The sequence below is a fragment of the Streptomyces bottropensis ATCC 25435 genome (genome assembly GCF_000383595.1).
Lineage (GTDB): Bacteria > Actinomycetota > Actinomycetes > Streptomycetales > Streptomycetaceae > Streptomyces > Streptomyces bottropensis.
Map to the genome: position 1 here is coordinate 5,504,256 of NZ_KB911581.1, position 26,063 is coordinate 5,530,318.

The window sequence follows — 26,063 nt, forward strand, 5'->3', positions numbered from 1 at the left end:
GGTTCATTCGGTGCTCATAGTTTCAAACGCTGATCTTTCAGAGGGCGTTAAGTCCCGTTCCTGATGATGTGGTGTCGCCCGTTCGTGGGTGATGGGGTGGTTCCGCCCTCGCGTCATGTCGTGTGCATGATGGAGTCGCGGGCATGGAACGGATGCCGTACACAACGGACTTGTCCGACGAGCAGTGGGCGTTGATCGAGCCGCTGGTCACCGCGTGGAAGCAGGAGCGGGTGGCGCGGTCGGCGACCGGGGCCCCAGGTTCCTGCGACCTGCGCGAGGTTGTGAACGCGCTGCTTTACCAGAACCGGACGGGCTGTCAGTGGCGGCTCCTGCCCCACGACCTCCCGGCCTGGTCGGCGGTGTTCTACTACTTCACCCTGTGGCGCCAGGACGGCCTTGACCAGCGGATCCAGGAGATCCTGCGCTGCCAGGTACGGGAGCGGTCCAGACGATTAGAGGACCCGTCCCTGGTGATCATCGACACCCAGTCCGTCCGCGTGGCGCCGGGGTGCCGAAGGAGACGACGGGACTGGACGCGAACAAGAAGACGCCCGGCAGGAAGCGTGGACTCGCCGTCGACGTGCTGGGCCTGATCATCGGTGTGGTGGTCCTGGCCGCGAGCGCGCACGACAACGAGGCCGGCATCGCTCTGCTGGACCAGGCGGCCGAGCGATGCGGGATGCGCCTGGAAAAAGTCCTGGTCGACCAGGGTTTCAAGGACGTCGTGATCATCCACGGGGCGGTGAAGGACATCACCGTCGAGGTGGTCCGACGCAACCCCGACGACGAAGGCAAGGGCTTCGTCCCGCAGCCGAAGCGGTGGGTGGTCGAGCAGGTCAACGGCACCCTCATGCTGCACCGGCGCCTCGCCCGCGGCTACGATCACCGACCCGACAACGCGGCCTCCCGCGTCTACTGGGCCTCCACCGCCGGCATGCTCCGCCGCCTCACCACCCCTGCCCCCACCTGGCGGGACGACGTGGAGCTGGCCGCGTGAACGTCTGCGAACTCCTGCGGCTGCTGGAGACCGAACACGATGAGACCGCCCTACGAGCCGACAGCCTGCGAGCAGATCGAGCGGCTCACCACCGCCCTCGCCGAGACCGAGGCCCGCCTGGCCGAGCTCGCCGCCACCCGCAAGGTCATTGACGGCCTCACCTCTCCCGACCAGGCAACGGCCCCCGCGGAGACCGCCACCAACACCGTCTACCAGCGCATCGTGACCACGTTCAACGAGCACCCCGGGAAGGTGTTCCGCGTCCGCGATCTGCACGAACACCTCGGCCTGCCCACCGACGAGCCCTCGATCAACGTCACCCGCTCCCGCCTGGGACGACTCGTCCGCCAAGGACTCCTCGAACAACCTGGACGCGGCCGCTATCAGAAACGGACTTAACGCCCTCTGAGAAGGGAGTCAGGGGCAAATCGGACACGGTCCGGCGGTGGTCTCCGGTCTCTCAGAACTACTCATGGCTGCGAGCCGGGAACGGGGTCGTTCGCTGCGAGCCAGGTCCGGATCTCGCCCGCCTCCTGCGGGCGCCCGAGGCTGAGGAGTATGTCCGCCTGCAAGTCCAGCACAGAGCGAAGCGGCGGAAGGAACTGTGCAGGTACCGCTCTCACGCGCCTGCGGTAGATCTCCACTGCTTCTCCCGTCACTCGAAGCGCCTCAGACAGGTCCTGGTGTGTTTGGCAACGCACCCATGCCCAAGTGGTCAGCGAGCCGGCGAGGCCGTATTCGTGGGCGGCCGGGTTGCCCGCCGCCAGCCGACGCGAGATCTGAACCGCCTCCTCCGCGGTGGTCAGAGCTTCCTCCAGCCGCCCCACTTCGCACAGCCAGATGCCGAGGTTGGACAGCGAGCCGGCGAGGCCGGGTTCGTGGGCGGCCGGGTTGCCCGCCGCCAGCCGATACCAGATCTCCACCGCCTCCTCCGCGGTGGTCAGGGCGTCTTCCAGCCGCCCCATCGCCGACAGGGCGGCGCCGAGGTTGGACAGCGAGCGGGCGAGGCCGTATTCGTGGGCGGCCGGGTTGCCCGTTGCCAGCCGACGCGAGATCTGAACCGCCTCCTCCGCGGTGGTCAGGGCTTCCTCCAGCCGCCCCACTTCGCACAGCCAGATGCCGAGGTTGGACAGCGAGCCGGCGAGGCCGGGTTCGTGGGCGGCCGGGTTGCCCGCCGCCAGCCGATACCAGATCTCCACCGCCTCCTGCTCGGTGGTGACGGCCTCTTCCAGCCGCCCGACCTCTGACAGCCAGATGCCGAGGTTGGACAGCGAGCGGGCGAGCTCGGGTTCGTGGGCGGCCGGGTTTCCCGTTGCTAGCCGATGCGAGATCTGCACCGCCTCCTCCGCGGTGGTCAGGGCCTCCTTCAGCCGCCCCACCTCTGACAAGGAGACGCCAACGCTGGAAAGCAAGGCGGCGAGCTCGGGTTCGTGGGCAGCCGGGTTGCCCGTTGCCAGCCGACGCGAGATCTCCAACGCCTCTTCCTTGGCGGTCAGAGCTTCCTCCAGCCGCCCCATCGCCGACAGGGCAGCGCCGAGGCTGGACAGCGAAGCGGTGAACTCGGGTTCGTAGGCCGGGTTGCGCGCCGCCAGTCGATACCAGATCTCCAACGCCTCCTCCGCGGTGATGAGGGCTTCCTCCAGCCGCCCCACCGCCGACAGGTCCGCGCTGAGGTTGGAGAGCGAGCGGGCGAGGCCGGGTTCGTGGGCGGCCGGGTTGCCTGCCGCCAGCCGACGCGAGATCTGAACCGCCTCCTGATTGGCGGTCAGGGCTTCCTCCAGCCGCCCCACCGCCCACAGGCGCGTGCCGAGGCTGGACAGCGAGCGGGCGAGTTCGGGTTCGTGCGCGGAGTTGGTGCGGGTGAGGTCGCGCCAAGCCCGCAGGGCATCGTGGCCGGCAGTGAGTGCTTCATCGTGAAGGCCAGCGTAGGACTGGCGTGCCGCGAGGGTCTCGTGGATGCGGGCGCGCATGGCGGGGTCGTGGGTGGTGGCCAGGCGGTGGTGTGCCAGCCGTGCGGTGATGGCGGCGATTCCGACATCGAGGTCGGTGTGCCGGCCAGCGGGGAGGTGGGGCTCGATGGCTTCCAGGACGGTGAGGTCGATGTTGTCGAGGCGAGCCAGGGTGGCGAGGGCAGAGCCGCCTGCGTGCAGGGCGAGTTCGGGGTGCTTCTTGAGAAGGGGGTAGAGCTGGCGTGTGGCCACGTGGGGCCAGCGTTCTGCGGTGTTGATCAGGATGGTGAGAGTGTCGCGGGTCCAGGGCAGGGCCGGGGCGGGGTCTTTTGCGGCGGCTGCCAGAAGGTGAGCAGGGGCCCGGTCGGCCCAGCCGGTGGACAAGTGCCGGTGGGTCGGGTAGCCGGGGGTGGTCAGGGCGAGGAAGTCTTCGCCGAGCCGGTCGGGGTACAACGGTTGCAGGTAAGTGGCTGGGCTGTCGGGGGTGTTCGGGGCGGGTGGTGGGTAGCACACGGCGTGGTCACTCAGGACCCGCCCGGTGGTGAGGGTGGCCGGGGTATCGACTCTGGCGTGGGTGAGGGCTTCCAGGGCGGTGTCGTAGTCCAGGGGGCGGGTCAGGGTCGCGGTGTAGACGGCCTGGGCCATGATCTCCGGCACGATCTCGACGTCGGGGCTGTCATCGTGGAGTTTGGCCCAGTAGTCGCCTTCGCGCTCCAGCAGGTACTGCGAAAGACTCACCGGGTCGTTGGGAGGTGCGGTGCCGCGCAGACGGGCGTCGACGGCGACCAGGGCGGCCATGTGGACGGTCAGGGTGAGACCGAAGGCTTCAGCCGCGAGGTTGGTTGGGCACGGAACGGTCTCGGGGTCGGTCAGTCCCAGCGCTTTGGCGAAGCGGTCCCGGGCGGCCGTAAACGCCTCCTTCCGGGCGTCCGTGCGCTGGCCTGGCAGGGGCGGCAGTTCGACCGTGTCGGGGAGATAGTTCACCTTGCGCAGGTCGTACTGCCAACTGGTCCACCAGGTCCCTGCGGAGCGGGCGAGGAGCAGGATCCGCAGCCTCTTGCCAGGGCGGGCCGCCAGCGTCTCCAACAGCGTTCGCAGGTCCTGCCGGGGCCAGCGTTCCGCGTAGTCGACCACCAGCAGGGTCCGCCTGCCCAGGGCCGACAGCGTCGGTGCGGTGGTACCCGCTGTGCTCATGCTGCCGCGAACGGCCTGCCAGACCTTCCAGCCGGTTGCCGTGGTCTCGGCCAGGTGAGCGGCCAGGCGGGTCTTGCCCTGCCCGCCGGGAGCGTGCAGCAGGGTCACGGCGGCCACTGGCCCGTCGCCGTCCCGCCAGTCCTCCAAGCGCGCTAGGTCGCCTTCGCGTCCGGTGAAGGGCACCACCTGGTGCTGGGCAGACAGCAGCTGGCTGGGCTGATCCCGCCACGCCGGCGCCGCCTGCCTGCTGGGGCGGGGGAACGGCTCGACCGTGAACAACGCCGCAGGCGCCGCTGCGGCTTCTTCTCCCCCCAGGAGTTCCAGCACGCCGGTCAGGACCGTATGACGCCTTTTCCACAGCTCCCGGTCGTACAACGCACTGCTCAGGGCGATGCGGTTGTGCTTGGCGTACTGGTCGCAGGCAGTCAGGAAGGCGTCGATGAACTCCCACGCGACCGGCTTCGTGAACTCGGCGTTCAGCACATTGCCGATCCGCGTGGTACTCAGCTTGCCGCCGCTGTGCCGTTCCAGGGCCGAATAGGCAGGGCTACCAGCCTCCCGGAGCACCTCCTTCAGCTGGGTGGCGAAGCCTTCGCGTGCCTGCTGCGCTGCTGTCATCCACGTCCTCCCGCCTCGTTCACTGTCCTGAGTTGTCCCGGGCCGACCCACGCCGTGGTGGCGGTGACCAGGACAGACGCGGGCGTATTCCTGTCTCGTCCCGGATTGGGGCAGCCCAGCCACCACGGCCTTGAGCATCGTTCCTGTCGGCCGACACCACCGCCCCAACGACCCTATGAAGGGAGAGATCGCCATGCCTCGCACCAGTCTGACCCGGCGTGAGCGGATGGGCCTAGCCGCCGCCGCTCTGGGAGCTATCCTCAGCGGCGCCGTCCGCGCCCTGACTGCCTGGATGCTGAACCAGATCTCCGGCTGAGCACTGCACCACGCCCGGACGCACAGCCGGTGGTGCCTCGCGAACGCACAACCGGCTGTGCCAGGGCTCTGCTGGCGCACAGGAGACCGTCTCGGTCCCCATTCTCACCCAGCCTGCCGCGTCATGACCTGCGGCCGCCGCACCCCGGCCCCTGCCCCCCAACCGCTGCAGCCCCTGCGCGTGCGCGGCCGCAACACCGGCCATGCCCGACGGCAGGGCTCTTGCCCCGCATTCGGTTCCGCAGCCAGTTGATCTATTTGACCGGTGGCTTGTCGGTGAGGTTCTTGGGGCGCTTGTTGGGACGGTAGCTGGGGCCGTTCATGATGACCTGGTGGCTGGCGTTGATCAGCCGGTCCAGGAGCGACTCGGCGACGACGGGGTTGGGGAAGAGGGGATACCAGTCGCTGGGCGCCCGGTTGCTGGTGATGATCAGGGACCGGCCTTGCCGCTCGGAGACGAGTTCGTAGAGGTCGTCGGCCTGGGAGGCGGTGAGCTGGCGCATGGCGAAGTCGTCGAGGATGAGCAGGTCCGGGCGGGTGAGTTCGCGCATGCGTTTGTCCCAGGTGCGGTCCGCGTGGCCGCCGGCGAGCTCGGCCAGGATGCGGCTGATCTTGGTGAAGCGGACGTTGGCGCCCTGGCGGACGGCTTGGTGGCCGAGGGCCTGGGCGACGTGTGTCTTTCCGACCCCGACGGGCCCGAACAGGATGACCGACTCTCCGGAGTGGAGCCAGCGCAGGGCGGCGAGGTCGCGGATCTGGGCGGCGGGCAGTTTCGGGGAGGCGGTGAAGTCGAAGCCTTCCAAGGTGGCCTGCTGCTCGAACTTCGCCCTGCGCAGGCGCCGTTCGAGGGCGACGGACTCGCGGCGGGTGATCTCGTCCTGGCAGAGGACCTGGAGGAAATCGAGGTGCCCGAGCTCGCCCTTCTGGGCCTGAGTGAGGCGGGCGTCGAGGGTTTCCAGCATGCCGGACAGCCGCAGCGTCTTCAGCGACTCGCGCAGGGCGGTGGTCATCACGCTCACCGGCTGGCCTCCTCGGCGTCGGCATGACCCTGGTCGTCGTGCCCCATTTGTGCATTCTGTACATTTGACTGAACCCCACGCTCCCCGCGATAGCTGCGGCCGCCAGTCCGCTACGGGCAAACACCGACGTCGAGCCGTCGAAGTCGACGAGTGCCTGAGTGGGCGGAATAGTCACCCTCGGGCGCTTTAGCAGGTCGGAATGCGTGATCCACATCACGGGCCACCCATTTGGTTTGACTCGCCTACCCGGCCCAACCAGTCTTCATCTCGGCGGTTTTGAGCACTGCTCCTAATGGTGAAGTGTGCTCATCGCTCCCTTCCCAGTAGGTGCACGCGCGGCCGACAGACGGGCCACGTGGTGAGCGGCACGAAAGTGCCCGATCCCTGGGAGGGCGAAGCTCAATGAACGGCAGCCTTGACCTGCGCACGGCGGTCCTGTTGCTGGTGGGGGTAGGTGCCACGTACGTGGCCTTTCGGTATCCCGCTTTCGGTATCGCTCTACTGGTAGGTGTCGGAGTCGTGACGCTCCTGCACCTCTTGCTCAAGCCGTGACCCGTGTGGCGTGCGGACTGGCGGGAAGGTGACGCTCCGGATTGATTGCGCACGGACGTTGGTTCGGCCCCCGCGTGCACACGCTTCTACAGGTCGAACTCCAGGTGCTCGATGTCCGTGAAGCGGACCTCTTCCAGGCTGCCGGCGCGGCGGCCGCCGTCCTGGAAGTACACCTCCTTGAGCGCTTCGGCCGCGATCTCCCGCAGACGCTGCTCGGTGGCGCCCTGCTCCTGGGCCTCGAAGAGGCGGGCGGCGTAGCGGGGCGGCAGGGCGACGGTCAGGTGCCGGATGCGGTCCTGGTCTGTCGACCCGATGGGCGCGGTGTAGCCGAGGCGGGCGCGGGTGTCGATGACGATGCCGCCAGTGGCCGCTGCCTTCTGCCGCGCCTTGGCACGGATCTGTGGCTGCCACCGCTTCTTCACCTCGCGCTCCAGCCGAGCGGCAAGGGCCTTCCGGGGGTGCTTGGCCGTGCCCGCCACGTACCGTTCCACCTGCCGCTGGGAAATCCCCAGCAGTTCGGCGACGACCTTCGTGCCCTTGAGTTGCTCGACCAGGTAACGCATCTGCGGGCCCGCGCTCTTGGGCGCCGGGCGGGTGAACGCCTTCTGCACTGCGGCGTCCAGGCCGTCCCCGAACAGGCTCATCGTCGTCTTCTCCTACTCTCCGTTGTCGACGTCGGTGACGGTGCCGTCCTTGATGTACCGGGCGAGGTTGAGCTCCGGTGCGTTGAACCGCTCGCGGACCTCTTCGCCCCACAGGACGCTCTGGGTGCCTTCGTGCTTGACCAGGCCCGGGTTGATGCCGAGCTTGAAGCCGCCGGGCAGCGGCTTGCCGTCCCGGTAGGGCAGGAGGTCCAGCGGGCTGGTGCCGTCGGCCGCGTACACGACGCAGTCGGACAGGATCGCCGCCGGGTACTGCCCGGTGAACGCCGCATGCTTGACGATCTTCCGGTGCAGGTTGATCCGCGTGCGGGAGATGACCGCCGCGCGGATGTCCGGCCGCCACGTCGGCCGCTCCAGGGCCCGCCACCGCTCGCCCGGCCGCCAGCCCTCACCGCGCGGACGCTCGCGCAGCTTGCCCAGGCCGCCCTTCACCGTCGCCTTGACCGCCGAGACGACGATCGCCAGCTCCGGGTCACGCTCCTTGTAGCCATCCATGGCCGCGAGGAAGTCGGCCGGCGACAGGTCGGCGTCGACGCCGAGGTCGGCCATGGTGGCGAGGAAGGCGTCGCGCAGCCGCTGGTACCAGCCGTCCAGGTAGCGGCCGTTCTCGTAGCGGACGTACGCCTCGATGGGCGCGACGTCGTAGCCGAGCTCCACCGCGTACGCCACGGTCGGCGTCGCGTACCAGGCCGGGCCCTCGGGGCGCTCGCCCTTCGGCGTGAACGGGCTGGGCAGCAGACTGGCGTCCAGGTCCGCCCACTTGTCCTTGCCGACCTTCACCCGCGACAGGTCCACATGGCTGAGGTCGACCAGCCACGAGCCGGGCAGCTTCGCATCGAACACCGGCGCCTTCACGTGCGTCGGCGCACCGAGACCGACGACCAGGCCGTTGGCGCCGGCGGCGAAGGCCATGTTCACGTCGATGCCCACCAGGTGCCGCAGCATGCACTCGGCATCCGTCATCGGCCGCGCCCAGTCGTACGCCTCCTCGAACAGCTTCTCCGCCGGGCCGCGCACGTGGAAACGCGGTAGGTCGGCTAGGAGCGGGTGCCCGTCCGGGGCCTCGCACGGCGCGCAGTCCACCGCGTCCTTGCCCAGCGAGCCGGGGTTGTGTTCGGAGTGCCGCTTGCCGTCGGCGTCCGGCTCGGAGGCGCGGGTCGGCGGGTGCAGGGCGGTCATCAGCTCCAGGCCGGTCACCGCGGTCGATCCGCGCGGCGTCATCACCCGGGACGCGTACACGCCCAGCACGCGGGCGAGTTCCGCCGGCGGGAGCTGCCCGGCCTCGCCCCAGTGCCGGGTGTCCAGCGCGTTCCATGACGGGATGCACAGCTGTACGCAGGCCCGCTCCGAGCCGGTGGCGGGACGGTAGATCCGCGCCCACGGCCCGAACCCGCGCTTGGTCAGCTTCCATTCCGCGCGTACCAGCTGCTTGATGACCTTGTGGCCCTCCGGGATGCGTCCGGCGAGCCGCTCTTCGTCGGTGAGGGCGACGGGCAGGCCGTAGCGCTCCAGCGCGGACTGGGTGAGCACGAGCAGCGGGTCAGCGTCCTTGCCCGGCCCGGACAGCTTCGGCTGACCGAGCTTGGCCTCCTTCAGGGTCCAGTCGACCAGGGACGGGATGGACTTGGCGGGCACGTCCAGGACCAGGCCGCCGACGCAGTACGCGAGGACTTGGCCGTCGGCGTCGACGTCGACGACCGCGAGCGGACCGTTGGCGAAGCGCGGATCCGTGCCACCGGCCGGGGTGTTTGCCGGGGCCGCCTTCCGCGCGGCCGGGCGCCGCGACGTCGACGACGGCCTGGCGGCGGGCGCCGGACGCGACGCGGCAGCCGGAGCTGCGGCGCTGGCGGTGGGGCGGGGCTGGGTCTTCTCTTCGGTCGTCATGACCGCAGCCTCGGGCGCCTGGCCTGTCGATACAGGGCCCGCCGGAGCCGGGGCGGGCATGCCGGTGAACGTCTCGGGCACCTCAGGCGCTGGGGCTGCCCCAGCATCTGGGGCGGGGAAGCGCGCGGCAAGGTTCTCGAGCAGTCGGGCGTAGGCGGCGCGCTGCGGCGGTCGCGGCTCAGTTTTGCCGGATTCCCAGTTCCCCACCGCTTCCCGGCGGGTCTCCAGGGCGGTTGCGATCTGCGTCTGGGTCAGCCCGGCTGCCTCGCGCAGCCGTTTGCGCTCAGCGTGCGGCGGCAGGTCGTCCTGGGCGACCTGCTCCAGCAGCGCATCGACAGCGCTGAACAGCTCGTTCTCAGTTGGCACAGTGCACCTCCACAAGCCACTCTACATCAATCACGCATTGGATCGCTCATTGATTCGCGCTTCAATCGCGCATGATGCTAGGTGGATCGCGCCCGCTCAGACTCGGGGCGGGAAGAACAGAGAGGCGTAGTGGCAGGAGGAGACGGGGTCTCGGTCATGCTCTCCGAGCAGGAAAGCGTCGACGCGCTGCACGGGTGACCCTCCCAGCCGCGACGCGAAGCGCCGTCTCACAGCCGCGGCCTGTGGTGGCCGTCATCGCCGGGAAGACGCAATCGCTGACCTTGTGCAGGCAGTCCCTGACCGTCGCGGCGGCGCCGTGCGGGTCGGCCGGGACCTGTGCAAGCCGGTCCACCGCCGCTACCCGGGCCTCCTGGCCGACGATGTCCGCACGGCCGGAGCCCTGGTCCGCCCCGACACCGCCGCTGGCAGACCGCCGTCGAAGCCCACGTCCGCGCCCGGCGCTTGACGTCGTGGTGGAGTCCGCGCTCGCCGACTCCGACAACTTTCGCGCCTCCTCCCTCGCCTACCGGCCCGCCGGCCACCGGATCGAGGTGGTGACAGTGGCCACCGCCGAAGCCCTGAGCCAGCTCGGGATCGTGGACCGCTTCCTCACCGAAACCGCCAACGGCCAAGGCCGGTACGTATCGTGGGAGAACCACGACTCGTGCGCGAAGAATCTGCTCGCCACACTGGCTGTCATCGAGACCGAACAGCTCGCCGACCGCGTCACCGTCGTACGGCGCGACGGCACCGTGCTGTACGCCAACGGGTTCACCCCCGAGGGCAGTTGGCGGCGCCGTCCGGCTGCGGACCGGGCTGTACGGCTGGAGCGGGCCCGGCCGTGGACCGCACCCGAGACGGCCGTCTTCCGCCGCGCTCTCGCCCGTACCGACCGGCGCGTACACACCGAACTGACCGCTGAGGACCGGCCACCCGCGTGTCCGTGTCGAGGGTGGTGGCCGTGCGGTGGTCTCGCAGGCGGGAGGCGTCCTGCTAGCGGAGACGGAGACGGCCCGCAAGACCGGGCTGGACCAGGCGATCATGGGCGGGGAGGGGATCCAGGGCAGGGGGAGGGTCTCGGTTGGCCCGGGGCGTATCTGCGCCACTCCGCGTCGGTCGGCCCGCCGAACCGGGCGCACAGTTCCGCCGATGCCACCCGTGGCACGGGTACGAACCAGACACGTGCTTCGGCTTCGATGTCGGCGGTGGCGAGGAAGGTCCCGTCGCGGCTGAATGACATAACGCCGGACAGCTCCTGAGCACCTCTCAGCTCCTCACCGAGCTGCCGTCCGGCCTCCGGGTCCCAGAACCGCACGGTGCCGCTCCGGTCAGTGACGGCGAGGACCTCGCCGTCACGGTCGAAACTGAGCGCGGTTGCCTCGATGGACCCGTCGGCGCGAAGCAACGTGAATCCCTTCAAGGTGCGTGCGTTCCAGACCTCCACGGACTCGTCGGAGCCTCCGCCCAGAGCGAGCCGGGTGCCATCGGGGCTGAACGCCAGCGCGTCGACGGAGTATCGGCCACGTGGGGCGAGCTTCCCGCGGTTGCGTCCCGAGGCGGTGTCCCACAGACGGACGGCTCCGTCCGCGCCGCCGGTGGCGAAGCGGCGGCCGTCGGGGGCGAAGGCGACCGCGTGCACGAACATCCCGTGTCCGGTGGGGATCGCGCGGACCAGCCGGCCGGTCGTGGTGTCCCAGACGCGGACGGTCGCGCCGGATCCGGCGCTGACCAGGCGGGTGCCGTCGCGGCTGATCGCCAGGGCGGCCACGTACTCCCCTTGACCGATGAGCGGGTTGGTGACCTCCTTGCCCGTGTAGGGGTTCCACAGCCGCACCGCGTCGCCGTCGCCGGCGGTGGCGACGATCCGCGCCTTCGGATCGGCCGCGACCGTGAGCACGTCCTGGGTGTGCCCGCCGACGGGCAGACCGAGCGCGCGGCCGCTCTCAGGCTGACGCAGCTGTACCGAGCCGTCGGCGGTGCGGGTCGCCACGAGCGTGGACACCGGGGCCATCGCCACCGACATCACCCCCTCGCCCGAACGGGGCGTCGGCATGGTGGCCGGCAGCCCGGTGGACGGCTGCCACAGCCGTACGGTGCCGTCGGCGCCGGCGCTGGCCAGGACCTGGCCGTCGGGGCTGAACGCGGCGGACCACACCAGCGCACCGTGGCCGGTCATCGGCGACCCCGCCGGCTTCTGCGTGCGCGAGTCCCAGACACGTACTGTCCCGTCCTGCCCCGCCGAAGCCAGCGCCTTGCCGTTGGGGCCGAATGTCACCGACAGCACCGCTCCGGTGTGCCCGGACATGGGCTCCCCGACCGTGCGGCCCGTCACCGGGTCCCACAGGCGGATCGTCCCATTGCCGTGCGCGGTCGCCAGCATGCCGCCGTCGGGCCGGAACGCGACACCGCGTACCGAGCCGCCGAGCTTCTCCTTGAGCGGGGCGCCTTTCTGCCGGCCGGTTGTGACGTCCCACAGCCGCGCAGTGCCGTCCCGGCCGCCTGACCCCAGCAGCATGCCGTCGGGGCTGAACGTCACGCTGTCGACCTGTTCGGTGTGCCCTGTCAGTGGGGCCCCCAATGCGACCCCGGCCGCCGGGTCCCACAGCCGTACAGTGCCGTCCCAGCTCGCGGACGCCAGCCGCTTTCCGTCGGGGCTGAACGCCAGTCCGCCGACATGGTTCGTGTGCCCGGTCAGTGGACCGCCGAGCGGCGCCCCGGTGCGTACGTCCCAGAGCCGGATGGTGCCGTCCTCGTCGGCGGAGGCGAGCATCTTCCCGTCGGGACGGAAGGCGACGGCGATCCCTTTCCGCGAGCGGGCGGCGGCTCGTCGGATGTGCCCGGGCCGGCCGGTGGCCGCGTTCCACAGTCGTACTGTCCCGTCGTGTCCGGTGGTGGCGACGCGGGCGCCGTCGGGGCTGAACGCCACCGAGGTGACCGCCCCCGAGTGGCCGACGAGGACCGACTGCTGCTGGGTCAGCAACGTGGTCATGGCGAGGCCCGCCTCGGCGGTGGGCGACGTCGACCAGGCCGCGACGGCCAGACGGCGGGCCGTCACCGGCCGTTTCTCCGCCATGGCCCGTGCCTGGGCGGCGAGTTGGCGGGACAGGCTGACCGCGCGCTGTTGCCTGGCCTCGGCCGCGGAGTTGAGGGCAACCCCCGCCAAGGCCGCCGCGGTGAGCGTCAGTATGACCAGGCCGACGGTGAAGGCACGGCGGGCCAGCACCTCGAGCCGGGCGGCACGCCTGCTCGCATCCAGGAACTCGGCCGTGGCGCGCGGGAGTCGGCGCCCCGCTGAAAGGGCGAGCCCTTCGTCCAGGTCGGTGCCGTGGATCAGGTCGGCCTTGTCGCGCCGCTTCTCCCAGAGCCGTCGCTGGTCCGCGGCCCGTTCGAGCCACTCGGAGAAGCGGCGGTCGCCCTCCACCCAGTCGCGCAGGACGCCCCAGTCCCGGACCAACGCGTCATGGACCAGCTCGGCGACGGGTTCCTCGTGCGCGGCGACGTTGCGGGTCACGATCAGCCGACGCCGGACGAGGACGGCCAGCACATGGTCCACGAGGCCGGTGGCGGTGACGTCCACGTCCGGCCCGGTGGCAACGCTGTCCTGGTCCCGCCCGGTGGCGGTCTCGTCCACGAGTCCGGCGGCGTCCGCGGCTGCCCGCCTGCCGGGTGGGCCGGCCGGGGCGGCCAGCTCGCGCAGCACCGACAGCGGCACCTGCCGGCGCAGGGCGGGAATGTGCCGCACGGGGTCAGGCGGCCTGACCAGCGCGGTGAGGACCCGCCGGGCGATACGGCGTCCCTCGTCCGTGTCGCGCAGCGACCGCATGGCTCCGTCGTACCAGGAGGTAATGCTGCCGGTGATCCCGCCGATCGCCTCGTACCCGGCGTGCGTCAGCACGCCGTCAGTCGCACGCTCCCAGAGTTCGCTCATCGCAACCTCGACCAGTGGCAGCACGGTTGTCGGGGTCTGTTGCCGCAAGCCGCCCAGTTGATCGATCCGCTGGACGTCGGCGATGATCCGCTCAGGCAGACCGGCCTGGCAACGGGCGCCCACATCTCGGGCCGGCTGGACGATGATGTCGTGCAGGTCCTCGACGCCCAGGGTGGCGGGAAGGTTGACGAGTCCGGGCATGAAGGCTCGCAGCAGTTCCGGTGCTTCGGCTGCCAGCCGGGGGTAGAAGTCGTCGCGCATGACGAGCAGCACGGTGAGCCCGGGCGTCCCAACGGCCGAGGTGAGCCGGTCGAGGCCCTCGCGCAGCTCGGAGCCGGAGGTTGTCGCGGCGGATGGCGCTGTCAGGGAGGCTTCGGGGTACGGGAGCCCTACCGCACGAGGGGACTCCCCGGTCGGCGTGACTCCCCCGACCGGAGCAGTCCCATGGGATTCACGCGCCTCCTCGGAGTGGCTGAGCTCCTCGGGCTGGAAAATCTCTTCGAACTGATCCACGACGAGCACCCGGTGCGGTGCACCGCCCGTACCCGCCCGGCCCGGGGCATCCGGACTGCCGAAAGAGACCGGGCCGCCGAGGTGGTCGAGGCCGTCGAGGGTGTCCAGCAGGGCCCGGCCCGGCCGAACGGTGACGACCTCCCAGCGGTCGCTGCCGGGCAGGCGGCAGGCGGCCAACGCGGGTACCAGCCCTGCCTGGACCAGCGACGACTTGCCGGCTCCGGACGGACCGAGCAAAAGGAGCGCATCCGGGACCGCGGCCATGCGATCGAGGATCATCCGCACCGCCCCGGCCCGCCCGTGGAACCAGCCAGCGTGCTCGGCACCGAACGCCTGCAGCCCGCGGTACGGGCACACTGCCCGGACGGCCAGGTCGGGCCAGAGCTGACGCAGCCGCCCAGCGGGGGTGGCGTACGCGATCCCGGTGCCCCGCTGGTGCGGGTCCGGGCGGGTGATGCGGGTGACCATGCCGATCACCGCTTCGACGGTGTCGTCCCACACGGGCCCGCCGCTGAACCCCTGGGTGAGGTCGTTGGCGCAGGCCACCTGCAGCAGAGCCTCGGACCCGGAGTGGGGCGAGAGAATCTCACCGGCGTGGCCCTCACCATAGTGGCCGCCGGGAACCGCCTGGCCAGGGAATCCGAAGGACCGCACCCGGTGGCCGCGGCACCCGTCCGCGCGGGCCAGCGGCAGCGGGGAGGTTCCCGGCGGCGGGGCGCTTAGACGGACGATCGCAACGTCCTCCGCGGCAGGTTCGTTCCGTCCCCGGTGGACAACGGTCCCGTACGCCTCGGGCGCGCCCCGCGCCTGCGGGAAGTCCAGCCACAGCACGCCCTGTTCGCCCGTCCCGGCACCCGCGACGACGTGTGCGCAGGTCACCAGGAGGTCGTCGGCCACAAGGAACCCGGCTCCCGCAACGGCGCCGTCCGGGCCGATCACTCGCGCGACGGAAGCGGCCCAGTTCACCATCTGCCTTTGTTCCGGGTGGAGTTGTGGCGGGTTCTCATGTCGGGGTCGGCGGCATGTCTGGGGCGCCGCCCTCAGGCCGCGTCCATACCATTCGCACTTTCACGTGCGTGCCGACTGTGCTCCGGGTGATCACCGCGCCGGCCTCTGCGGCGAGATCGATCCCGAACTCCACTTCGAACTCTGAAGGGCCGGCCGCGCTCAGCCGGTCCATAAGGACCCGGGCGGTCTGGGTTACCGGCTCGATGATCTCGCCCAGCCTTCTGGGCACGTTATGGACCGCATCACCGATACGGCCCGCCATGACGGGACCGCCACCGTCCGCATGCGGACTCTCGACGAGAATGGCGCCCCCGCCGTCGAGCGGTATACGGGTCAGCACAGAAATACCTCCTCATTCATTGAACGGGTCATATCAAAGGGCGGCAGACTTCGGCGTATCGGGACTCTCGAACTCACCCCCTCAGCACGTACCACGGCTTGGGGAAGAACGCCCAATGCCCGTTCACGTACACCAGTCCGTTGTAAGCCATCCCACGCTCGTCGCCGGGCTTCGTGTAATCCCAGGTGTACACCGTCAGTCCGGCCTTGAAGCGGTCTTTTACCTGCGCGTATCCACCGGGGAAATTAGCTCGCACCACAGGCGTCCAGGCCCGGATATCGTCGGTGGTCGCCTTCCACATCCGCATTTCAGTCTGCCCGTATTTTGCCCAAGGCCTCGGTGGCTGGGGCGAATTCCCCCAGAGTGAGCCTTCGTAGAAAGCCTCGGCCTGGCGGGCGAAGTCCGGCTGGAACAGCGCATGATAGTCCGCGGCGGCTGGCCGGAGCGACCGCACCAACCCGGTCCCGCCACTCTCCCCCAACTCCTCCATCAGGGCCCGCGCACCTTTTTCATCGCCCGGATAAGGGTCCTGCACACGGGAAGAGGAACGGGAAGCGGAGGGGCGGTCTTTCCCTGAGGTCTCGGCGTCACCGTCCTTGCCAGCGGCAGAGCAGGACACCAGAAGGGCGATCCCGAATACCGATCCGACGGACAGGCGCCACCGCCGCCATGACGAGGAACTTCGCATGCTTGCGCTTCTCATTTTTCTCGACCTGTCCAACCATTTTCACTTCACCCCGAAAAACACCGGAACGAGCACCCAGAGTGCCACAGAGAGTGGAGTCCGCACAGCAATTACGCGAATTCCGCTTCCCCGCTGACTCATCGCCATACTGTCCGGCTCCCGGCGGTACGGCCCCTGGACGGGCATAGCCCTCATGCAGGGACCGCAAGGCCCAGATACATTACGGACACCGAAAGCCAGCGGGCCTCAATTGTGGTAGCGGATGTAGCCGTCGCCGTCGGGGTCGGATCCGCTCTTGGTGTAGGAGTGCACGTCTGCGCGGCTGCCGGAGGGCTTGTACAGGTAGATGGTGTCGCGGTCGTTGTTCCACAGGAAGTTGCAGTTGTCGCGGTAGACCACGTTGTACTTGTCGGAGTCGCTGCCGTGGCCGCCGCGCAGCTTCACGTAGTCGCCGGGCTCGAGGTAGTGGTTGGCGGGGAAGGCGAAGCGGTTGCCGGTGGCGTCCTTGACGACGTAGCCCTTGAGGTTGACGGTCGCCGTGGAGGAGTAGTTCTTGACCGTCAGGTACTCGGCGTCGGTGTTGCCGGTGGAGCAGCTGTTGGAGTCCCGGCCGGGTGCGTCGTACTGCACCCCGCGGACCTTGAGCGCCGAGCTGTACTCAGCGGCCTGAGCCGACACGGCTGGTGCCAGGGCGGCGAGAGTGCCCGCGGTGACGGCTGCGGCCAGGATGGAACGCTTACGCAAGATGATGGTCCTCCACATGGAACGAACGGTGCTGCATGTGGAGGACTGCTGAGCGACTGCGGCAGTTGCACACCAGCGGAGCTGTCACCCATTCGAGTGGCAGAGGATGGTTTGGTGCAACTGCCAGGCGTGTGCCGAACATGAGGGTGGCGGCGACGTCATCGTCGGCGAAGGCCTCAGTGCCCCGGTCGCGGTTGGGGCTGCACACGGTGTTGTGACCCGAGCGCCGCCTGCAGGTGTACGGCGGGCGGGTGACTTGGATATGCCGGTGTTCATGGGGCTCTCCTGGATGGAGGCTGCGCCCATTCTGATGGGAGCAGCCTCCCGGCCGTCAGGTCAGCAGGATTCGTCGAGCTTCACGGAGTAGATGGCGACACGGATTTCGTCCGTGGCGCCGGGCGCCGGGTCCTGACGGCACACCTTCCAGTTGCTGTTGTCGATGACCCAGCGGCCTTCGGACGACGCGTCTTCCTCGTCAACGAGGAAACCCTTGCTGTGCAGCAGGGCCAGCGCCTCGCTGTGGTTCATGCCGACGACGTCGGGCATCTCGGGCTCGGCGCTCTCGGCGGCTTCGCTAACCTCGGCCTCCAAGCTCTCGCGGGCAGCGGAGTTGCTGGCCTGGATGTCGTCGAGGACGTCGTCGGAAGAAGATGATGTCGGCGACGAAGTAGCGGTCCTCGTTGCCGACGGGGTGTCGCTGCTGGCTCCGCCGTCACAGGCGGCCAGCAGGGTCACGGCCGCGAGCATGGCAGCCGCCGGGAAAAGACAGCGGTTCAGCCTGGTGATCTTCACGTAATTCCCCTAGGGATGCTGCGTACTGGCAGTGAGCCAAGTGGTACGGGGCGAGCCAGGGTGTACCGGCCCGGTTGGCGTCGTCTATTACTTGCTGCTGAGTCCGGTAGGCGTTATCCCGGGCGCGGTCGAGGGCGTCGGGGGCGATGGCGCCCCGGGTGGAGAGGATAGTGATGGTGCGGGCAGGCGGCGGGGAAGGCGCGGCGCCGGTGTTGCCGAACTCCGCAGCACAGATGATCGTGGAAATTACAGCGACGTCGACGGCGACGTACGTGACGGCTTTGCTACGACTAATGAACATGCGAGCGGCCTTAGAACTTCCAATAGAATGCTGCAACTAACCCTGGAATGCAGGTGTCTGATGGGGCATCAGCCTGCACATGCCTGGTGGCCGTCGCGGAGCCGGACGACCTGGACAGCGAAGCGCCACTCCAGCAGGGCCGCGGGCTGAGCCGTGCACGCCGCGGCGCTCAGCGCACCTCCGGCGTTGCCCCCTTCAGGCCGACGTCGTCGGAATCGCCGAGGGCCTGGAGCGCGTAGGCGAGCTGGTCGCTCTCGATAGCCGTCGCCACATACGCCCGGGGATCGTCGCTCAGAACCCGACGGTGCCTACATCAACGCCGGCGGTGTCGTCCCGCACCGCAAACGACCCGGCCGGGCCCTGCTGGGCCGGTGAGTAAGCCGGACAACGCGGAACATCGCCGGGTTCGTGCGACGCAGGTCGAGCATGCGATCCGCCGGCTGAAGAACTACAAGGCCTCGGTCACCCACAGGCGTCGAGTTTCCCCGCCGGTGTACTTCCAGCCGCCGCCGAGGGCCTCGGAGCGGAAGCGGGGCAGTGTCTGAGCCACTGTCATGGTCGCCAGGTCCGTGCACAGTTCGGGGTTGTCCGCAAGGTCCGCCTGCTCGCGCTCGGTCGGATACAGAGGGAACCCGAGCCGGGCCGTGAGGGCGAACACCCAGCCGGTGGACATCCAAGCCCTGTAACACCGAGATGCCTTAACGGGCGAACTCCTCGGCGAAGCGTGTGTAGCGCGGACCGGCGAAATCGTCGTCGGCCAGCACCTTGAGCAGATGTTCGTCGCCATGCTGCCGGGACGGACCTGGGGTCATGTCTCCCTTGCATGTCTGCCACTCGCCGACGGCCCACGGCCCGTCCGAAGAATCCGAGGGTCCGATCTTCGAGGAGGATTCGAAAAACGGCCGGAAGATCTATGCCGAGCTGCACCAGGACGGCAGCGCCGTCCTCGCAGACAACCTCTCCTGGAAGGCGCTGAGGAGCGGGCGCAAGGGGCGAGGCGCAGCCGATCGAGGGCACCGACGGATCCGTGGCGTCCACTCAACTCCCTGCGCCGCCAGCACCTCGTCGACCCCGCCCGCCGGACCCGGTACCTGATCCGCCAGCTCAAGGCCCTCGGCCAGTCGACACTCTCACGCCGGCCTGGCCACCAACTCCGTCCAGCCCCTGGTTGCGGGAAGATCTTCCGTTCAGGCCCTTATCCGCTCCGCGCCAGGTCGGCTGGCGCCCGATCTGGCGGGTCCCTCTCGTCGCGAGTAGCGCCTCCCGTCTGCGGAGAGGAAACGGGAAACAGTGCCATTGCCTTGTCCGTCCAGTCAGGGGTGCCGCACTCTTTCGTGCAGCAACCCTCTTGCCTGGATGGACGGTCCTGGAGGTTTCCGTGCCACAGCCGTCCAGCGAGTTCGGCGAAGAGCTGAGGAAGCGGCGCTTGGGCGCCGGATTGAGTCTCACAGCGCTATCCGCGGTCGTGCACTACAGCAAGGCGCAGTTGAGCAAGGTCGAACGAGGCATCAAAGCGCCCAGCCGTGATCTGGCTCGGTTGTGCGACGCCGCCCTCCACGCCGGCGGAGCGCTGATCGCTTTGGTCGCCCCGCCCGTTACTGACGTACCGAAGGAACCGGCTCCCTACGGGGTCAATGAGGAGGAGTGGGTGATACAGCTGTCACCGGATGGTTCGAGCGGGTTTCAGCCCGTGGGTCGGCGGCAGGTCGTGAGCGCCGGTGCAGCCTCGCTGATGAGCTGGCGTACGGGCGGCCAGGGCCGCGTATCGCCGAGCGGGGGCGTGGGGATGCTGGATGCATCCCGTTCGCTGTTCACGCACTACCGGCGGCTCGGCCAGAGCGTTGAGCCCGGCTTCCTGCTGCCCGGGCTGATAGCGCAGACCCATACGCTGCGGGAGTTGTCCGCACACGTGGATTCCCGCACCCGCCAGGAGTTGCTGGCGCTGGGCTCCCGGTATGCCGAGTACGTCGGCTGGCTGGTGCAGGAGACGGGTGACGAGCAGGCGGCGCTGTGGTGGACGCAGCGCGCGGTAGACCTTGCTGCAGCCGGTGGCGACCGGGCACTGGCCGGGTATGCGCTGGTCCGGCGGGCCCTGGTCACGCTGTATCAGGACGATGCCGAGCAGACCGTTGCTCTGGCACGTCGGGCGCAGAGCGGCACGCTCCCGCCGCGGATCCGGGGTCTTGCCGCGCAGCGCGAGGCGCAGGGGCACGCTCTCGCCGGCGATGGTGAGGCGTGCTTGCGCGCTCTGGACCGGGCCCGGACACTGCTGGCCCGCCAGGAAAGCGAGAGCGACGCTCCCGTGATCGGCAGCATGCATCTGCCTGACTCGGTCGGCATGATCACCGGGTGGTGTCTGTTCGACCTCGGCCAGATGCGGAGGGCAGCCGAGGAATTGGACCGCCAACTTGCACTGGTGTCGCCTGATGCGGTGCGTACGCAGGTGCGTTACGGCGTACGCCGGGCGCTGGCTTATGCGTCACATGGCGAGATCGACCACGCCTGCGCATTGGCAGCGCCGCTGCTCGACGGAGTGGAGGCTGTCCGGTCCGCGACCGTGACGATCGACCTCCGTCGCCTCTCCCGCGTCTTGGCCCGCCATTCCGGCCACGCCCTGGTGCGCCGGCTGGAGCCACGCCTGGCAGTGCTATCCCGACTCCCTGTCTCCTGAGAGGAACCTGGCATGCCCGAGGTGTTCATCAACTACCGCACAGGGGACGGCAATGACATCGCCGCCCTGATCGACAACGAGCTTGCCAACCGTTTCGGCAAGGACCGGGCGTTTCGCGCCTCGAGGTCCATCCCTCCGGGCTCCACCTACCCCGACGCCCTCCTCACAAGCGTGCGCCGCAGCGCACTGGTGCTGGCGATCATCGGGGCCGACTGGCTCAACTTCCAGTCCAGGCTGCGCGACCCGGAGGACTGGGTCCGCAAGGAGATTGTGGAGGCGTTCAACTGCGGAGTGCCGGTGGTGCCCATCCTCGCAGGCAGGGGGACGGAACGCCTGCGCAAGGAAAGACTGCCGGACGAGCTGGCGAGGCTGGCCGAACTGCAGTCCGTGCGGCTGGACACACAGAACGGCGAAGCGGACTTGAAGCGCCTGAGCGACCTGGTAGCCGAGATGGTTCCCGAGCTGTACGACCTCGAGCACGCCGAAGTACCGGCGCCTGGTCCCGGCTCCGTCTCCAATTCGGCTGGCGCCGTCAGCGGAACGGCCGTGCAGAGCCGTGACTTCACCGGAGATGTCGGCAACACCGTGATCAAAGGGTCGACCGGTCCTGTGCATTCCGGTCAGGGAAACATCTACCAGAACTCGCGCCATGTTTCGGGTGATCGGCACTACTCGGGCGACGGCATGACGAGCATCGAGGGTGATCAGCGTGGTGACATTCGCCACCGGTTCGGTGACTCGGGCCAGCCCGAGGACGACGAGCGGTGAACGATACGTTCACCACGCGCGTCGAGCAGCCCGGCGGGCCGGTGCACGCCGGCTCGGGTGACTTCTACAGCTACACCGTCCATGTGGGCCTTGGCGACCAGGAGACGCCCGGCCGAAGTCCGCGCCGCATCGCAGATGACCAGCTCCGCCTTGTTCGGCAGCAGTTCGTCGACCCCGCCGGGATGGGCATGGCACGCCGGGTGCTCGACGGCAGCAGTACCGTGATCCTGCACGGCGCTCCTGGCAGCGGCAGGACCGCGGCAGCCTGCGTCCTGCTGTACGAGGTTCACCAGGGCGCCGGAATCTTCCGCGAGCTTCTGCCCGGGGAGGAGGAGGGGGCCCTCACCGATCCCGGTCTGGTCGGCGTCGGTGACCGGCTGCTGTTGAACCTTGCCGAGGCGGACGTCTCCCAGTGGGCTCAGACGCGCAGGGACCTGTCTGCTCTGCGCAAGGCCGTGCAGGAACAGCAGGCGCATCTGGTGGTCGTCATGCCGCATGATGGCGCCTTGGAGTCTCACCTCCAGCCCTACCGAGCCGATATTGCGCGCCCGCCGGCCATGGAGGTCTTCCGGCGGCATCTGCGTCTCCACCGGATGCCATACGAGGAGTACCTGGTTCCCGCCCCGGCGCTAGATGAATTCCTGGCAGAACAGCCGCCGATGGAGGAGATCGCGCACTTCGCCGACCGCGTGCGCCGAGCTCGTGCCGCGTCTCCGGTTCGTGGGAGGTTCGCCGCTTGGTGCGAGCAGTCCCGCGACGCACGCACCCTGTGGCGCAAGGAAGTCGCCGAACTCGTCTCGGCAAAGAGCGCCGCCCAGCAGCGGGCGCTGCTGTTTGCCGCCGCCATGCTCCACGGCGCGCATGCTGACGTCGTCCACCGCGGCGCCGCACTCCTGCTCAGCACCCTCAACACGCCTCGGGACGAGACCCCTTTACTCGAAGGCAAAGACCTGGCCGAGCGCTTGGCGGAGATCGGTGCAGCAGCCGGGCCGGACGGCCGCGTGCGGTTCAACAGGCTGGACTACGACGCCGCGGTCCGCGCCCACTTCTGGGACCACATGCCTGACCTGCGGCACCTGTTCAGCACCTGGACCGCCCAGAGTGCGGAGGTGGACGATCCGCATATCACTTCGGACCTACGCAAGCGACTGGTGGGCCGGCTCGCCGACCAGTACTTGCGCACCGGACGGGGAAACGATTTGGCATTCCTGGCGGAGGAGTGGAGCGCTGCGCCCACGAGCCGTGCCCGGCTGGAGGCCGCTGTGGACACATTGGCCTGCGGTCTGAACGACCCGCGCTACGGCCGAAGCCTGCGGATGCTCATCTACTACTGGTGTAAGGGGAAGCAGCTGACGGGGAACCTCGCGCATGTTCTCCTACGCGCCTGCACTGACGTGATCGCCCCCACTCACCCTGACCAGGCCGTGATCCGCTTGCATCACCTGGCCCGCCGGGAACGCGGCGCCACCCCCGCTCTCGATGCGTTGTGCCGCCTGGCAGCGACCAGTGCCCGACTTCGCCGCCGCATGCTCGACCGCCTCACCTGTCATTCGGCCGCACCGACCGTCGACGCCCACCTCTTCCTGCGGATCTGCGACCCCGTGGCACTCACGGACCCAGCAGGCGCACTGCGCCCGCTCATCGACGAAAAGGGCGTCCAGGACTGCGCGGTAGCAGGCTGGGCGGAGGCACTCGCCCGACTGCCGCAGCCTCACTGGCAGCCGTACGCCGAACGATGGCTGCACACAGCCTGCACCGCCGACAAAAATCGCGACCGGCTGCTCGCTCTGTTGGTCGATGCCGCAGGCCGAAACGGCAGCACCCTCGCAGCGCTGTACTCGGCCGCCCGCGCCGCAGAGCCCGCCGCCCCAGGTGGACGGGCATCCGGCGCCGCAACCACCGAACACCTACTCCAGAAGATCTCCACGGCCCAGGGCCTACGCCCGCCGGCCGCACCGCCCAGGGGGACCACACGATGACCACCGGCCGCAAGACGACGATCGTCTTCCTCACCGTCCTGTGTGCCCTACTGCTGACCATCCTCGGCCTGGTGCAGGAATGGCCCGCATGGGCGTGGGCCGCCCTGGCCCTCGCCGTCATCGGCGCTCCCGCGGCAGCCTTCAAGATCGCAGCGACACGCCGCGGCTCTCTACCCGCCGACTTCACGAACTTCCTCCCCGCCGCCCCGATCGAGCGCAGAGAACACCACGTCAGCCGCGTCGCACTGCCCAGCCGATGGCCCGACTACGACTTCGTGTTCTCCGCCACCGTACGGTGGCACCCTCTCGAAACCCACGGCGACGACCCCGTCCTCAACCCGGCAGGCCTCGCCGTCGAAGCGGTGCTGGACCGCGCCCGCACACTCACCGAACAGCGGGAGCCCGGCCGGGCCTCACTCGTCCAGCACGAACTGAGCGGTGCCCTCAGCTGAATGCGCCCGGACCACACCGGCCACCTCCAAGTCATGGCAGAAAACGTCACGCTCACCTTGCACGAACCCGACCAGGAACGGCTGACCAAACTCGCTGAGATCCGCAAGGACAAGGCGGTCTGGGAACACCAGCGCACATACGAGCAGAGCAAGCGCGAATACCTGGGCGACGACGTACTCAAGGACACTGGCAGCGCGGTGGTCTGGTGGCTGGCCAAGAACGACAACCACATAGAGAAGACCGTGGCAGACCTCGGCCTCCTTGCCCAGCTCACATCCGCAGCCAACGACGCCGACATCCCCGAGCGGCTTCAGGATCTCATCCCCACGTCCAGGGAGACCTCCACGCCTGCCGAACGGGAACCGACAGCTTCTGACCACTTCGATGCCTTCCTCACCGGCATGGGCTTCACCAGCGGAGATGACCGACGGGGAATGCTCACCAAGCAGATCGCCGACATCATCAGAACGCAGGACAAACACGAGACGGCTGATGAACTGCTGCGCCGCTACGACCCGCCAGCAGCCTTCACTTCCCACGCGGACGACCAGCCAGAAGAGCCAGAACACCCCAGATGACGCAGACGGCCGAATACCCGGAAGCCCAGATTTACTTGAAGGAGAACCATGGACAGCGAGTTGGCCGCGTTGACCGCGTCAGGAGCGACCACCCTGGTCTCACTCATGGTCACCGATTCCTGGACGCACGCCCGCGAACTCCTGCGGCGGTTCCTCTCACGCAACGATCCAGGCAACTCCACGATCACCGATCTGGACGCCGCGCGGGGCAGGCTCCTCGCTTCCCAGTCCACAGGCCATCCACACGAGGCCCGCGAGACCGTCGAACAGTGGGACGCATACCTACGACATCTGTTGGAGGACCGCGCCGTCTCTGGCGCCGAACTGCGCGAACTACTCACGTCGCTGCAGCACCTCCAGAGCGGAGCCGCGCGGCCGGGCACCGTACACAACCACGTTAAAGGCGGTGTACACCACGGCCCAGTCATCCAATCAGGCCGGATCACCGGACTCACCATCCACGCCCACCACCCCGACCCGCCACAGGACTGAGTTCTGAGCACACAGGCTGTCGTGGGCGAGTCCGTGAGGCAGAGGGAAACGGTAGGTACCAGCGCCGTCGACGGAGTGGGCCTGGTCGTCCGCCGCCCAGCTCAGCTCCAGTACCGCACCGTCCGTGAGTACCTGGTCAAAGTTCAGGAAAGAGGGCCGCCCCCGGCCAGCAGGCCATTTATGGACAGCCGTCGCAGGAGTTGTCAGCGGTCACGCTTTTACCCACGATCTACATGATCAGCGTCATGTAATTCCCCACCCGGACGGTCACGCTTCCCCATGGGGATGGCGGTTGCGAGTGGATGCCCAACGGCAGGGGAGGCCCGACCCCGACTCTCCCTGCCGTTCACATGAACAGCGGGTCGACCGGCGGCCATGGGTAGTCCAGTTGCTCGGCATCATGGGAACCTCCCCAGACCTCGGCGGTGGCACGGGGATCGCCTGCGGTCAGCCGCCTTTCAAGGCGCTCGGCCTGGGCCGATGGTACGTCCGCGGAGATCGGGAGGGTCATCCCGAACTGGAGCCAGGGCAGGTCTGCACCGGCCCGGTCACGGGGATGCATCAGGACGACGTGGATGCAATCGGGTTCCTTGCGGGAGGCCCAGACGCCTTCCAACTCGCAGTCCCACCTGGCGAGCCAGTCACCCCGTCGCCTCAACCCCGCCTCAAGCAGCCGCGCAACCGCTCCTGCCGGCCACTCCCAACTGCGGTCCTCTCCGGCTCGTAGGACCTCGGCCTCGTACTGACCCACGGTGAACCGAAGCTCCGGCATACCGAAGTCCTGATTGGCCAGGTCGCGCCAGCCCGCCCAGACCACATGATCCCCGTTACGCGTGACCGTCATGTACAGGGCGCCGCAGCACTCCTCCACGCCGCACCCGGACCAAGCGAGACGAGCCTCGTGGGGCGTCACCGTGGCCTGCAACGGCCCGTCCCGGCCCAGCAGATACCGGGGCCCCACTCCCAGGTACCGGGAGCCTCCCACGCCACCGGGCACCACCTCGGCCAGAAGATCCCGCCCATTGACGATCGGGCGGACCTGCACGACGCCCTCGTCGGGTGGAGGGCACACGATGCTCAGACTGAGAAGATCCGGTCTCGTGGTCATCGGCCAATGATCGCGGAGCCGGCTCGCAACTGTCATGCGCATTCGCGTGGTCTCCGCTCAGGGCGGTAGTTCGGGCCGCCTTCAGGCATGGTGGCCCCGGGTACCTCTCCGGGGCGGCGGGATGGCAGCCCGGGGAATTACGTGACC

20 protein-coding genes and 4 pseudogenes are annotated in these 26,063 nt (G+C 68.8%); 13 read left to right on the forward strand and 11 right to left on the reverse strand.

Annotation, left to right across the window (positions count from 1 at the left end; genetic code table 11):
• Positions 1–143: 143 nt before the first annotated feature.
• Together STRBO_RS43030 and STRBO_RS0124565 are read left to right on the forward strand one after the other, a co-directional pair.
• Positions 144–997 (forward strand): annotated as a pseudogene (locus tag STRBO_RS43030) (IS5 family transposase).
• 39 nt (positions 998–1,036) lie between these two features.
• Entirely contained in the window at positions 1,037–1,396 is a 360-nt protein-coding gene (locus STRBO_RS0124565; RefSeq protein WP_005477063.1) for a type IV toxin-antitoxin system AbiEi family antitoxin domain-containing protein, read from the forward strand.
• A gap of 71 nt (positions 1,397–1,467) precedes the next feature.
• On the opposite strand, the gene STRBO_RS0124570 is transcribed toward STRBO_RS0124565, so the two are convergent.
• Complete coding sequence (locus STRBO_RS0124570) at positions 1,468–4,758, reverse strand: tetratricopeptide repeat protein (protein ID WP_020114963.1); 3,291 nt, start codon at positions 4,756–4,758, stop codon at positions 1,468–1,470.
• A gap of 193 nt (positions 4,759–4,951) precedes the next feature.
• Here STRBO_RS0124570 and STRBO_RS45510 point away from each other — a divergent pair, with 193 nt between their 5' ends.
• Positions 4,952–5,074, forward strand: coding sequence for a hypothetical protein (locus STRBO_RS45510; protein ID WP_272926546.1), 123 nt, complete (start codon positions 4,952–4,954; stop codon positions 5,072–5,074).
• A gap of 253 nt (positions 5,075–5,327) precedes the next feature.
• Here STRBO_RS45510 and istB read toward each other — a convergent pair whose 3' ends face one another.
• The 3 genes from istB to tap all read right to left on the reverse strand — a co-directional run bounded on the left by istB (position 5,328) and on the right by tap (position 9,556).
• Positions 5,328–6,092, reverse strand: a complete 765-nt coding sequence (gene istB, locus STRBO_RS0124580) for an IS21-like element helper ATPase IstB (protein ID WP_005477086.1) — start codon at positions 6,090–6,092, stop codon at positions 5,328–5,330.
• Between the two features lie 638 nt (positions 6,093–6,730).
• Complete coding sequence (tpg, locus tag STRBO_RS0124590) at positions 6,731–7,288, reverse strand: telomere-protecting terminal protein Tpg (protein WP_005477097.1); 558 nt, start codon at positions 7,286–7,288, stop codon at positions 6,731–6,733.
• 12 nt (positions 7,289–7,300) lie between these two features.
• Positions 7,301–9,556, reverse strand: coding sequence for a telomere-associated protein Tap (gene tap / locus STRBO_RS0124595; RefSeq protein ID WP_005477099.1), 2,256 nt, complete (start codon positions 9,554–9,556; stop codon positions 7,301–7,303).
• A gap of 283 nt (positions 9,557–9,839) precedes the next feature.
• Here tap and STRBO_RS45700 point away from each other — a divergent pair, with 283 nt between their 5' ends.
• The 3 genes and pseudogenes from STRBO_RS45700 to STRBO_RS46030 form a co-directional block, all read left to right on the forward strand.
• Positions 9,840–10,022: a zeta toxin family protein gene (locus tag STRBO_RS45700; RefSeq protein WP_005477101.1), complete on the forward strand. Its 183-nt coding sequence runs from the start codon at positions 9,840–9,842 to the stop codon at positions 10,020–10,022.
• A pseudogene (locus tag STRBO_RS44945) lies at positions 9,937–10,263 on the forward strand (zeta toxin family protein); the annotation flags it as partial. The gene STRBO_RS45700 and the pseudogene STRBO_RS44945, both read left to right, overlap by 86 nt.
• A gap of 211 nt (positions 10,264–10,474) precedes the next feature.
• A pseudogene (locus tag STRBO_RS46030) lies at positions 10,475–10,654 on the forward strand (IS1380 family transposase); the annotation flags it as partial.
• Here STRBO_RS46030 and STRBO_RS0124605 read toward each other — a convergent pair.
• The 5 genes from STRBO_RS0124605 to STRBO_RS40945 form a co-directional block, all read right to left on the reverse strand.
• Positions 10,596–14,966: an nSTAND1 domain-containing NTPase gene (locus STRBO_RS0124605; protein ID WP_005477103.1), complete on the reverse strand. Its 4,371-nt coding sequence runs from the start codon at positions 14,964–14,966 to the stop codon at positions 10,596–10,598. The pseudogene STRBO_RS46030 and the gene STRBO_RS0124605 overlap by 59 nt on opposite strands.
• A gap of 34 nt (positions 14,967–15,000) precedes the next feature.
• Complete coding sequence (locus tag STRBO_RS0124610; RefSeq protein WP_020114967.1) at positions 15,001–15,345, reverse strand: CU044_2847 family protein; 345 nt, start codon at positions 15,343–15,345, stop codon at positions 15,001–15,003.
• Positions 15,346–15,418: 73 nt separating this feature from the next.
• Positions 15,419–16,033, reverse strand: coding sequence for a hypothetical protein (locus tag STRBO_RS0124615; RefSeq protein WP_158690955.1), 615 nt, complete (start codon positions 16,031–16,033; stop codon positions 15,419–15,421).
• Between the two features lie 243 nt (positions 16,034–16,276).
• Positions 16,277–16,792, reverse strand: coding sequence for a lamin tail domain-containing protein (locus STRBO_RS0124620; RefSeq protein ID WP_005477107.1), 516 nt, complete (start codon positions 16,790–16,792; stop codon positions 16,277–16,279).
• A 318-nt stretch (positions 16,793–17,110) separates the two neighbouring features.
• Positions 17,111–17,566 carry a PASTA domain-containing protein gene (locus tag STRBO_RS40945; RefSeq protein WP_020114970.1) on the reverse strand — a complete coding sequence of 152 codons (456 nt, stop codon included), beginning with the start codon at positions 17,564–17,566 and terminating at the stop codon, positions 17,111–17,113.
• Positions 17,567–18,167: 601 nt separating this feature from the next.
• On the opposite strand from STRBO_RS40945, the pseudogene STRBO_RS45705 reads away from it, so the two are divergent.
• Positions 18,168–18,322: pseudogene (locus STRBO_RS45705) on the forward strand (IS5/IS1182 family transposase); the annotation flags it as partial.
• Here STRBO_RS45705 and STRBO_RS0124640 read toward each other — a convergent pair.
• The gene (locus STRBO_RS0124640) at positions 18,316–18,540 is read right to left on the reverse strand and encodes a hypothetical protein (RefSeq protein ID WP_005477110.1); all 225 of its coding nucleotides are present in this window, start codon (positions 18,538–18,540) and stop codon (positions 18,316–18,318) included. The pseudogene STRBO_RS45705 and the gene STRBO_RS0124640 overlap by 7 nt on opposite strands.
• Before the next feature lie 705 nt (positions 18,541–19,245).
• Between STRBO_RS0124640 and STRBO_RS0124650 the strand changes: the two genes are divergently transcribed.
• Genes STRBO_RS0124650 through STRBO_RS0124675 form a run of 6 tightly spaced genes read left to right on the forward strand, consistent with a single transcriptional unit; the run spans position 19,246 to position 24,808 of the window.
• Positions 19,246–20,538 carry a helix-turn-helix domain-containing protein gene (locus STRBO_RS0124650; protein ID WP_020114973.1) on the forward strand — a complete coding sequence of 431 codons (1,293 nt, stop codon included), beginning with the start codon at positions 19,246–19,248 and terminating at the stop codon, positions 20,536–20,538.
• A gap of 12 nt (positions 20,539–20,550) precedes the next feature.
• Complete coding sequence (locus STRBO_RS0124655; protein WP_005477116.1) at positions 20,551–21,306, forward strand: TIR domain-containing protein; 756 nt, start codon at positions 20,551–20,553, stop codon at positions 21,304–21,306.
• Entirely contained in the window at positions 21,303–23,285 is a 1,983-nt protein-coding gene (locus STRBO_RS0124660) for a hypothetical protein (RefSeq protein ID WP_005477117.1), read from the forward strand. The genes STRBO_RS0124655 and STRBO_RS0124660 overlap by 4 nt, the downstream gene beginning before the upstream one ends.
• Positions 23,282–23,737: a hypothetical protein gene (locus STRBO_RS0124665; protein WP_005477119.1), complete on the forward strand. Its 456-nt coding sequence runs from the start codon at positions 23,282–23,284 to the stop codon at positions 23,735–23,737. The genes STRBO_RS0124660 and STRBO_RS0124665 overlap by 4 nt, the downstream gene beginning before the upstream one ends.
• Positions 23,738–23,770: 33 nt before the next feature.
• Positions 23,771–24,316: a hypothetical protein gene (locus STRBO_RS0124670; RefSeq protein ID WP_237547420.1), complete on the forward strand. Its 546-nt coding sequence runs from the start codon at positions 23,771–23,773 to the stop codon at positions 24,314–24,316.
• Between the two features lie 48 nt (positions 24,317–24,364).
• Positions 24,365–24,808, forward strand: coding sequence for a hypothetical protein (locus STRBO_RS0124675; RefSeq protein WP_005477122.1), 444 nt, complete (start codon positions 24,365–24,367; stop codon positions 24,806–24,808).
• A 346-nt stretch (positions 24,809–25,154) separates the two neighbouring features.
• On the opposite strand, the gene STRBO_RS40950 is transcribed toward STRBO_RS0124675, so the two are convergent.
• Complete coding sequence (locus STRBO_RS40950) at positions 25,155–25,916, reverse strand: hypothetical protein (protein WP_005477124.1); 762 nt, start codon at positions 25,914–25,916, stop codon at positions 25,155–25,157.
• Between the last annotated feature and the right edge of the window lie 147 nt (positions 25,917–26,063).

What these genes read in the sequence shown, in the direction of transcription:
- STRBO_RS0124565 (WP_005477063.1), top strand. Translation starts at nt 1,037, where the DNA reads ATGAGACCGCCCTACGAGCCGACAGCCTGCGAGCAGATCGAGCGGCTC.
- STRBO_RS0124570 (WP_020114963.1), bottom strand. Translation starts at nt 4,758, where the DNA reads ATGACAGCAGCGCAGCAGGCACGCGAAGGCTTCGCCACCCAGCTGAAG.
- STRBO_RS45510 (WP_272926546.1), top strand. Translation starts at nt 4,952, where the DNA reads ATGCCTCGCACCAGTCTGACCCGGCGTGAGCGGATGGGCCTAGCCGCC.
- tpg (WP_005477097.1), bottom strand. Translation starts at nt 7,288, where the DNA reads ATGAGCCTGTTCGGGGACGGCCTGGACGCCGCAGTGCAGAAGGCGTTC.
- STRBO_RS0124605 (WP_005477103.1), bottom strand. Translation starts at nt 14,966, where the DNA reads ATGGTGAACTGGGCCGCTTCCGTCGCGCGAGTGATCGGCCCGGACGGC.
- STRBO_RS0124615 (WP_158690955.1), bottom strand. Translation starts at nt 16,033, where the DNA reads ATGCGAAGTTCCTCGTCATGGCGGCGGTGGCGCCTGTCCGTCGGATCG.
- STRBO_RS0124620 (WP_005477107.1), bottom strand. Translation starts at nt 16,792, where the DNA reads ATGTGGAGGACCATCATCTTGCGTAAGCGTTCCATCCTGGCCGCAGCC.
- STRBO_RS0124640 (WP_005477110.1), bottom strand. Translation starts at nt 18,540, where the DNA reads ATGTCCACCGGCTGGGTGTTCGCCCTCACGGCCCGGCTCGGGTTCCCT.
- STRBO_RS0124655 (WP_005477116.1), top strand. Translation starts at nt 20,551, where the DNA reads ATGCCCGAGGTGTTCATCAACTACCGCACAGGGGACGGCAATGACATC.
- STRBO_RS0124665 (WP_005477119.1), top strand. Translation starts at nt 23,282, where the DNA reads ATGACCACCGGCCGCAAGACGACGATCGTCTTCCTCACCGTCCTGTGT.
- STRBO_RS0124670 (WP_237547420.1), top strand. Translation starts at nt 23,771, where the DNA reads ATGGCAGAAAACGTCACGCTCACCTTGCACGAACCCGACCAGGAACGG.
- STRBO_RS0124675 (WP_005477122.1), top strand. Translation starts at nt 24,365, where the DNA reads ATGGACAGCGAGTTGGCCGCGTTGACCGCGTCAGGAGCGACCACCCTG.
- STRBO_RS40950 (WP_005477124.1), bottom strand. Translation starts at nt 25,916, where the DNA reads ATGACCACGAGACCGGATCTTCTCAGTCTGAGCATCGTGTGCCCTCCA.